Source organism: Paraburkholderia sp. RL18-085-BIA-A, assembly GCF_046027075.1.
GTDB lineage: Bacteria > Pseudomonadota > Gammaproteobacteria > Burkholderiales > Burkholderiaceae > Paraburkholderia.
On record NZ_JARESU010000234.1, the window covers coordinates 1 to 8,188 of the forward strand.

The window sequence follows — 8,188 nt, forward strand, 5'->3', positions numbered from 1 at the left end:
ATGATCCGGGGTTCGGATCTGACAGAACTGCGCACGACGTACAACGGCAGCTACGGTGCGAGCATGCTGTTCAACGCCCGGGAAGTGACGTACTACGTCGCGCTGTTCCAGCAGAAGAACTTCTGGCGTGTCATCAAGACCGGGGACGACACGCGCGCTGAGTTGATCTACAGGGACTTCGTGCGCCAGACCCTGCAGTTGTCCGCCGTTGAAATCCGCCGCACGCGGCTCGAGGCGCAAAAGTCGGCGATCGAGCGGGTAACTGCGCTGTCCCAGGATCGTGCGAACCGCCTGCAGGCTGACCTCGATGTAGCAAGTCAGCAGCAGACAATCGTCACCAACCAGCAGCAGCAGACGCGTGCCGAAGCTGCGGCGATTGCGCAGCAGAAGACTGCCGCGCAGACCCAGTTGCGCGAAGCGCAGCGTCAGGTACGCGAACTTCAGAGTGAGCTGGAAAGCGGCTTGGGCGGCTTACACTGATTTTCAGCCGGTCCCTCTTCAAATGCACGACCCCGTCCGGTCCGCCGCGCGGGGTTTTGTTCGTGCACCGACGCACGTACTTCGCTCACCGCCGCTATAAGGCCGTGGCCCTGCTCGCCGGCATGGGCGATCTCATTGGCCGGGTCCGGCACGAGGCATGCCGGTGGCTATCGGTGGGTTCGTCGGACGTTATCCCGTCGATTCTCATCATCAATGTTCACGCAGTGAGGCACTTCAGACATACGCGTCGTCCGGCTTGTCGCCGAGCGCTATCTCACCGCTTCCGGCAAGGTCGCGCGCGACATCCAGTACCTTGCGCTGTTGTGCTTCAACTTCGGAGAGCCGCACCGGGCCGCTTGCCTCCATGTCTTCGGAAAACTGCTCAGCCGCGCGCTGAGACATGTTCGACATAAATTTCTGGCGCAGCTCGGGCGACCCGACCTTCAGTGCAAGAACCAGTGTCTGCGAGTCGACTTCCCTGAGCAGGAGCCGGATCGCCCGATCATCAAGTACGACCAGGTTCTCGAACGTGAACATCTCGTCAATGATCCTTTGCGCGAGATCAACGTCGTAGCTGCGTACGTTCCCGATCACCGATTCTTCATGCTGGCTCGACAGGTAGTTGAGGATTTCCGCAGCCGCGCGAACGCCTCCAACCGCCTTGCGTTTCACGTTCTCGCTGCCAGACAGCAACTCTGTCATCACCTCATCGAGTTCACGCAATGCGGCCGGCTGGATGCCATCGAGCGTGGCGATGCGCAGCAGCACGTCGTTGCGCGTGCGTTCGGTGAAACATTCGAGCACGCTGGAAGCGTGGTCCGGATCCAGGTGCACCAGGACTGTCGCGATGATCTGCGGGTGTTCGTTTTTGATCAGTTCGGCGACGGCTGGCGCATCCATCCACTTCAGGCCTTCGATGCCTCCAACGTCGTCACCCTGAAGAATGCGGTCGATGACGTTGCCAGCCTTGTCTTCGCCGAGCGCCCGGGTCAGCACCGACCGGATGTAATCCTTCGAGTCCAGCGACAGCGTCGTGTGCGCTTCTGCTTCCTTGATGAAGTCCTGCAGCACGGTGTCGACGGCACCGCGTGTGACGTTTTTCAGCGCGGCCATTGCGCCAGTGATCTTCTGCACCTCACGTGGGGCGAGGAACCGGAAGGCTTCGGCCGCTTCGTTTTCACCGAGCGACATCAGCAGCAACGCGGCCTTGTTGATTCCTTCGGCGTTCACTGAGCGCTCCATGACTTGCCAACAGCGACTGCAACGATCTTCCGATCGCTCTTTGCCAGCAATCGTGCGTGGTTCAGTTTTTGTTCGAACGCTGGGAGCAATGCTCCATCCTTCAGTCGTCTGCGTCCCGGAGACGTCAAACGACGACGGACCCAAGGCCGGCCACGACGTGGCGGAACTACGTAGCGGACACGTTGTGCCTGCCGGTCCGCCTTTGGACCGGGATCGTACGCCAACGTGAACGTTGCGGGATTCATGTGTCGGCATCTCGCCCGCGGCGTGCGGTCAGGTTGACCCACTCGCAAGCGTCGTGCCCGAGCCTGCCCACTTCGCGCCATACGGCGAAGGGAATCTCCCGACGGGCCGCATGGCGATCGACGAGGCCCTGGCATGCTGCGGTCATCTGTCGAAGCAGCACAATCGCATGCGTTTCAGGGCCTTCCCCGTGCTGGTCGAGCGCCGTCTTCGCCTCCTGAGCCCGTTGAACCATAGTCCGCCATTGAGAGTCCCGGATTTCCTGAGCGTAAGTGCCGCGCTGCGCGAGCGCGCTCGAAACAATGTAGAGGTTTTTGAGCGCACTGATGACCTCGGGTGGCGGCACGACGCAACCTACTCTGCAGTCCGGTTGCGCGTGCGTCATCAGCATGCCCTCGAGAGGTCCGCCAGCGGTGCGATCGCAGAACCCGTTCTATAAGAAGTCATGCCATCCGCTGAGGAACGGGCGCAATGGAAGACGCTAGCCAGGCGGTGTAGGTCCGGCCTGGGTAGGGGTGCATGGAAGGTGCCGGTCAAGGTGGCGCACATGGGGCGTGACGAGTGTGGTGTGTTAGGGATTCGCCGAACTGCTCGGGTCGTTTTTTGCTCTTCGCACGGGTATGTTTAACCGATAAGGAAGCAATAGCCGGACGACTTTAGTGATTGCGGCCGAAGCACGCCTGAGCGGCTTCGGCGGGCGACAGGCCGGCGTCGAAATAGCACGAAGACGCTTTATGGTCGCGGGGTCGGGATAATACGGCGGGCAGATAAATTCCGCTTCGACGGCTTCCCTGTACCAGGCACGCGTCCACTAGTCCAGGCCCTGTTCGTATATCAGCGATACGTATTTCGACTGGTTAAACATGGTGGTTCCGAAAGCTCAATAGACGCGTTCGCCAGACATGATCGCCCGGACACTGCGTGCGGGTAACCAGCCGACGCGACCGCGCCACTCACTGCGGTACCGGGACACTACATTGCGCGACCGGGGCGCCGAGCAGGTCGAGCAGCGCAGATAGTCGATTCCGGTCCTGCGCCGACAGCCCGGGGCGTACCAGCAGGCACTCGATCTGCGATATCCAGTAGTCGCGACGGAGAAGTTGCGGGCGACGAACCAGCGCGTTCAGCGCCTTCTCCATTTGTTCAATGTCGGTCTTTACCGTATTCACGTTTGTCTCCCTCGGCGATCCTCTGAAAACCTGGAATGTCACATCGGCTGTCGCAGTTGCGAAGCCGACACCCGCTCGAATGCCAGACCGCTGCCTCGGTCATCTATGCAGCCTTGACAGCGGTCAGGCACAGACTGCGACCCGACACGCGTCACCAGTAATTGAGCCATATCGCCACCAGGACGTAGGCGAGGACAACGAGCCAACGCAGGATAAGGCTACGGGATGTGAACATGGTCTATACGTGCGCTCATTCGTACTTTCAGACCGGCTCCGCAGCAGTCCATCGTGTCCAGCCGCTTTGTCCACCCGCGTCGGCGACGCGCAAGGCACGGGAGCCGTCGGTGAACGTCAGGCATTCAACGCGAAGACGCCGGTCTGGGTCAGTGCCATCTGCAAGGAGATCGCCGCCTTCATGCCTGAAATGCAGCTTGCCTTCCCGCAGGATTTCCAGCGTCGGCTGGCCTGCCGGCCACGGTCGTTTGCGGGCCCACCGGTTCAGGAGCGTCGCGGCAATCTCGGCGTCGAACATGTTGAACTTTCCTCAGCGGGCTGACATTCCTGAAAGCCCAAAGCCAGTATTAGCGCGCTTCTTGCGCAGCCTTAAAAACTACCGTCACGCCTGGATACGGACGCTCTCTTCGCCCGGTGCACCTGACGCAGCAACCAGACGTCGAAGCCTCTTATGGCAGCCAGACTGACAAGTCTCGGGAGCAACACCGGCCACAGCTTTCGGGCAAACGTTTGCTTTTGCATGTCCGACGGTAGGCACGGTATGGATTGATTTGACATGTATTACGGCGTCCGTTCCCCCTATTTAAACTGGTGTAAACCCTTAATTCACCAACTGCCTGCTTGGGCGCGCGGCAGTGCCATAATGTGGGCTGCACAGGTTTTGACATGGCCCTCAAATTGTCCAGAATCCTTTGGCCGGCACGACCTGTCGGCTTTTTTTCGGACGTGACACGAACGAATGCGCCAACGGGAACGCTGACCAACAGCGATAAATCGACGCATCAGGGTGCTGGAGACAAGGACCCGCCATGCGTGTGACCTCTCCTAGCTGCCACATCCTGTTGCGTGCGAGGCCGGGGATGCACGTCATGTTCTCAAGACATCGTCCTCGCGCGCCGATATCCATTTGTCAGGAGGCGTGTACCGAATGGTGTCGGACGTAGTTATTCTGTCCTTGAGCGCGCGCGGCAATTGTGCGGCCCCGTTCTTGCCGTCAGTAGTCAAATGCCCCTGCGGTCACCGGCGGCCATAGCACGCGAGACCTTCGCTGCCCAGTCGAACGGACAGGTTGATGGCACGAATGATTCCGATGACCATCAGTACGGCGATTACCGGGCCGATACCGCCAGAACCCCGGATCACGGCCTCCACGCCCGCAATAGGTTTTCATGTCAAAGAATGCACGAAAAAAGTCCCCGCACCGTTTCGGCAGGACCCCGCTGACCAAAACGATGCTTCTGCCGCCGACGCCAGAGACGCTACGTGAGGTTTCGCTACGCTATCACCTTGCACTGGCAGCGTGGCGCAACGGGACCGGAAACAGGGCACTCCTCCACGAATTATTCGTCGCGCTCTACCTGAGCTATTTCCTTGGTGAGGCGGGGTTCGGGGCCGAGACCCGCGAGTTCTACCAGGGCGCGCAACAGGCGCTGGATCGCTGTATCGCGCGTGCGGCGATCGAGAACAACTGGGGCATCGAGCCAGAAGATAGCGTGGTACTTGAGCAACTGTTGCGCCTGTACGATCAGCAGCTTGCAGCCGCCCCGACGTATGTTGCAGACGGTGCGCGGAAGCGGCTTTTACGTTTTGCGGATAGCGACGAATCGTTGCGTAGCGGCCAGCGATGATCGTCGCTGATCAGCCATGAAGCGACGTTGGTTTCCTGCCTTCCAACAGCCGCTCTACGTGCCGACGCGGCCGTTCACGGTCGAGAAATTCCGCTTTAGATACGCTACTTCCCCACCCTTTGAATTCAGTCGGCGTCGAGCAGCCCATTGTGCAAGCTGGGTGAGCATATGAACGTGGCGGCTAACAGTGAGATGATCAAGGGCAGCCCGCCCTAGAGGGATCCCTCGAACCGTTGCGATACCCACTCGAAAAGTACGCGCAGGCGATGGCTCATGTGTCGGTCTGGGTAATCGTGCGAAATCTGGCGGTAGCCACACGGAGAGCCGCTTGCAGCAAGGCTCGGCGGCTACACGGCATTCGCACAATCGGAGGATTCGCAAGCCATTGACCGATCGTGAATTTAGGACCAAACAGCCGATTGCTCGAAGTCGATTACCCCATTACGCGTTAGCGGTCAGTGTGGAGGTCGTGGACGTAGAGCGTGTGCGCCTCGAAGCCCCGCGCATGGATATCGTGCGCCTGAATCTCACATCACTCCGCGGCCGGGGCATGGATCTCTTCGCCGTGAGGACCGTCTGGCTCGCCCTCTACCTTGCAAACAAGCCGGGCATGCACAGGCTCGCTATCGACGTCATGCGCGCGGACGACATCTGCGGAAGACCTCGATGGGCGAACAAGGTTTGCCGTCAAGCGATGAGCGGAGCGATGCCTCTTACCCGACTGGCGCTCGATGGGCAAGAGACACGATGCGCTGAACCGCACTATCTAGGCTCGGTAAGCAATGAGAATTCTCTTCCACATCGGATGACGGCACCATGGTGAACTCGGTATACGGGGACCGGACCGGACCGGACCGGCGCGTTGCGCCAGCCGGTTCGTCTTGAACGCGGCAAAGTGCCTCCGACACGATTGGCACTGGAGTCATGGGTCGGTGCTTCGTCGGCGGGGGACGGTCAGGGTTGGCGCACTTGTATTCTTTTGCGCGGCTTTCCGATCCGACAACATGGTTCGAATGATGTACAACATACCCTCGCCCACGGAGCCGGGCCGTCCGAAAGCAATGCTCCCTCATGTGCTGCTTTCTTGCGCGCAAGAATGCAGCACTAGGCTAGCGCCACGACTGGCGTCACGCACGCCGCCCCGAAGCCGTGCCCACGAACATCTTCCCCCGTCGGCGCGTCTGTGCGGAACACGGCCACCGCCGCAGTAAGACGCCGGGACTGGTCCTCCAGCGAGCTGGCAGCTGCTGCAGCCTGTTCAACGAGCGCTGCATTCTGCTGCGTCACCTCATCCATCTGCGCGATCGCGAGGTTGACTTGATCGATGCCCGTACTCTGCTCCCCTGCTGCCGCCGCAATTTCCTCCATGATCGCGCTCACCCGCGCGATTGCATTGACGATCTCCTTCATCGTTACGCCCGAGCGCTCGACCAGTTGTGCTCCCGACTCCACCCGCGCGGTTGACTCGCCGATCAAGCCCTTGATCTCCTTGGCAGCCGCCGCGCTGCGCTGCGCGAGCGAGCGCACTTCACTGGCCACGACTGCAAAGCCCCGCCCCTGTTCGCCCGCACGCGCCGCTTCGACGGCAGCGTTCAGTGCAAGGATGTTGGTCTGGAACGCGATGCCTTCGATCACGCCGACGATATCGCCAATGCGGCGCGAGTCATCGACGATGTTCTGCATCGTGCCTACCACCTGCCCTGCGAGGTCGCCGCCCCGCGCGGCAAGGTCCGATGCGCCGTGCGCAAGTGAGCTGGCCTGCTTCGCATTTTCGGCGGTCTGCTTCACCGTCGACGTGAGCTGCTCGATGCTCGCGGCCGTCTCTTCGAGCGAAGCAGCCTGCTCCTCGGTACGTTGCGACAGATCGGCGTTGCCCGACGCAATTTCGCTCACTCCCGTATCGATCGATTCGCTGCCGTCCCGCACCGTGTTTACGGTCGAGATGAGCGCATCCTGCATCTGGCGCAGCGCGGCGGTGAGCCGGCCCATTTCGTTGTCGCTCGTCGCGGCGATGCGGCCCGTGAGGTCGCCGTCTGCAATGCGCTGGAACTGGGCGATGGTCGCATCCACCGGATGCACGATTGCGCGCACGAGTACCGCGCGGCCCAGCCACGCGAACACCAGCGCAAGCGCCATGCCGACCGCGACCGCGACGCTGACTGCATAGAAGCGGTCCTGCGCGTCCCGGTAGCGCTGTGCGCCATGATCGATCTGCAGTTGCTCAAGCGTGAGCATTGCCTTCTGGTAGCTGTTGTATAGCGACGGCAACTGGTGCGCCTGCATTTGCTGGAATGCTGCCTTGTCGCCACCCTTCAAAGCGGCGAGCGCCGGGGCGAGGCCTTGGTGCAGAAACGCGTCACGTTTGCCCTGCATGTCCTTGACGAGGGGCTGGCCCTCCGGATTCGCGCCCGCGAGGCTCAGATAGTGCGACAGACGGTCGTTTGACACCTGCAGATACTCATCGAAGCGCTTCAGGACTGACGCCGCCCCGTCCTGGTCGTTCAGGTCGACCAGCGACGCGTAGGTGGCCAGCGCAAGCCGCAGACGCAGCAACTGGCCGGCGCTATCTTCAAGATCCGCGACGGCGGGCGTATCGACCGTATACATCTGCTTTAGTGACGCGTTGCTGGCGCGTAACGACAGGAGCCCCGCAGCCGCGCCGGCCAGCAGCACGGCCCCGAAAAAGGCGATCATCAAGCTCAGGCAGGCACGAATCGACAGGCTCTTAGCATTTCTCTTCTCTATTCATTGCACCGCGCCGATTGGCGAGCCCGTGGCTGCACCTCGTCGGAACCGTTGCGCTTTAACTTCCCACAGGGTGGGTTCTTGTTCGCAAGCAAATGCCCCACAGTCGCTTATCTACGGATGACAAACGCTTCACGGCCGGTCGCCTTTGTACCTGTCCTGCAGCCATCGCAGCGTTAAGTGGTGCGCACAGTGGCTGCCGGTCCGGCCGCTTCGCATGCGCCAGCACGCGTTCCCCCTCATCTATGCCATCAACCGAACGAAAGGCAGATTCCGGCTGCCGGTGTGGTCAATGATTAAGCCGCCGCTAGTCAAGTCAGCCCGCGCAGACGTGCAGTTTGTCAGCGCGCGGCGGGGACCGAACCGATCGATGCCAATCGCGAAAACGAAATAACAAGCGTCCGGAACCCATAACGCGGAAGACTCAAAGCCGGCCGATATGCCTGG

Annotated in this window: 8 protein-coding genes; 2 read left to right on the forward strand and 6 right to left on the reverse strand. The window is 60.9% G+C overall.

Going from position 1 to position 8,188, the window contains the following annotated elements:
* A partial coding sequence (locus P0D89_RS49355; protein WP_408368829.1) for a DUF2968 domain-containing protein occupies window positions 1-480 on the forward strand: 480 nt, incomplete at its 5' end.
* 234 nt (window positions 481-714) lie between these two features.
* On the opposite strand, the gene fliG is transcribed toward P0D89_RS49355, so the two are convergent.
* From fliG to P0D89_RS49375, 4 genes are all read right to left on the reverse strand, one after another.
* Window positions 715-1,710, reverse strand: coding sequence for a flagellar motor switch protein FliG (gene fliG / locus P0D89_RS49360; protein WP_408368831.1), 996 nt, complete (start codon window positions 1,708-1,710; stop codon window positions 715-717).
* Window positions 1,711-1,963: 253 nt separating this feature from the next.
* Window positions 1,964-2,356 (reverse strand): hypothetical protein, encoded by a 393-nt coding sequence (locus P0D89_RS49365; protein ID WP_408379163.1) that lies wholly within the window; start codon window positions 2,354-2,356, stop codon window positions 1,964-1,966.
* A 562-nt stretch (window positions 2,357-2,918) separates the two neighbouring features.
* The gene (locus tag P0D89_RS49370) at window positions 2,919-3,134 is read right to left on the reverse strand and encodes a hypothetical protein (RefSeq protein ID WP_408368835.1); all 216 of its coding nucleotides are present in this window, start codon (window positions 3,132-3,134) and stop codon (window positions 2,919-2,921) included.
* 262 nt (window positions 3,135-3,396) lie between these two features.
* Window positions 3,397-3,666: a hypothetical protein gene (locus P0D89_RS49375; protein WP_408368837.1), complete on the reverse strand. Its 270-nt coding sequence runs from the start codon at window positions 3,664-3,666 to the stop codon at window positions 3,397-3,399.
* Between the two features lie 871 nt (window positions 3,667-4,537).
* On the opposite strand from P0D89_RS49375, the gene P0D89_RS49380 reads away from it, so the two are divergent.
* Window positions 4,538-4,996 carry a hypothetical protein gene (locus P0D89_RS49380; protein WP_408368839.1) on the forward strand — a complete coding sequence of 153 codons (459 nt, stop codon included), beginning with the start codon at window positions 4,538-4,540 and terminating at the stop codon, window positions 4,994-4,996.
* A gap of 1,104 nt (window positions 4,997-6,100) precedes the next feature.
* Here the strand turns inward: P0D89_RS49380 and P0D89_RS49385 are convergent.
* Window positions 6,101-7,741, reverse strand: coding sequence for a methyl-accepting chemotaxis protein (locus tag P0D89_RS49385; protein WP_408368850.1), 1,641 nt, complete (start codon window positions 7,739-7,741; stop codon window positions 6,101-6,103).
* Between the two features lie 243 nt (window positions 7,742-7,984).
* Window positions 7,985-8,188, reverse strand: a 204-nt coding sequence (locus tag P0D89_RS49390; RefSeq protein WP_408379164.1) for a hypothetical protein, incomplete at its 5' end; no start/stop codon positions are given.

Bases quoted from the DNA above. Each gene is read 5' to 3' on its own strand.
- P0D89_RS49365 (WP_408379163.1), bottom strand. From the start codon at position 2,356: ATGCTGATGACGCACGCGCAACCGGACTGCAGAGTAGGTTGCGTCGTG.
- P0D89_RS49380 (WP_408368839.1), top strand. From the start codon at position 4,538: ATGTCAAAGAATGCACGAAAAAAGTCCCCGCACCGTTTCGGCAGGACC.
- P0D89_RS49375 (WP_408368837.1), bottom strand. From the start codon at position 3,666: ATGTTCGACGCCGAGATTGCCGCGACGCTCCTGAACCGGTGGGCCCGC.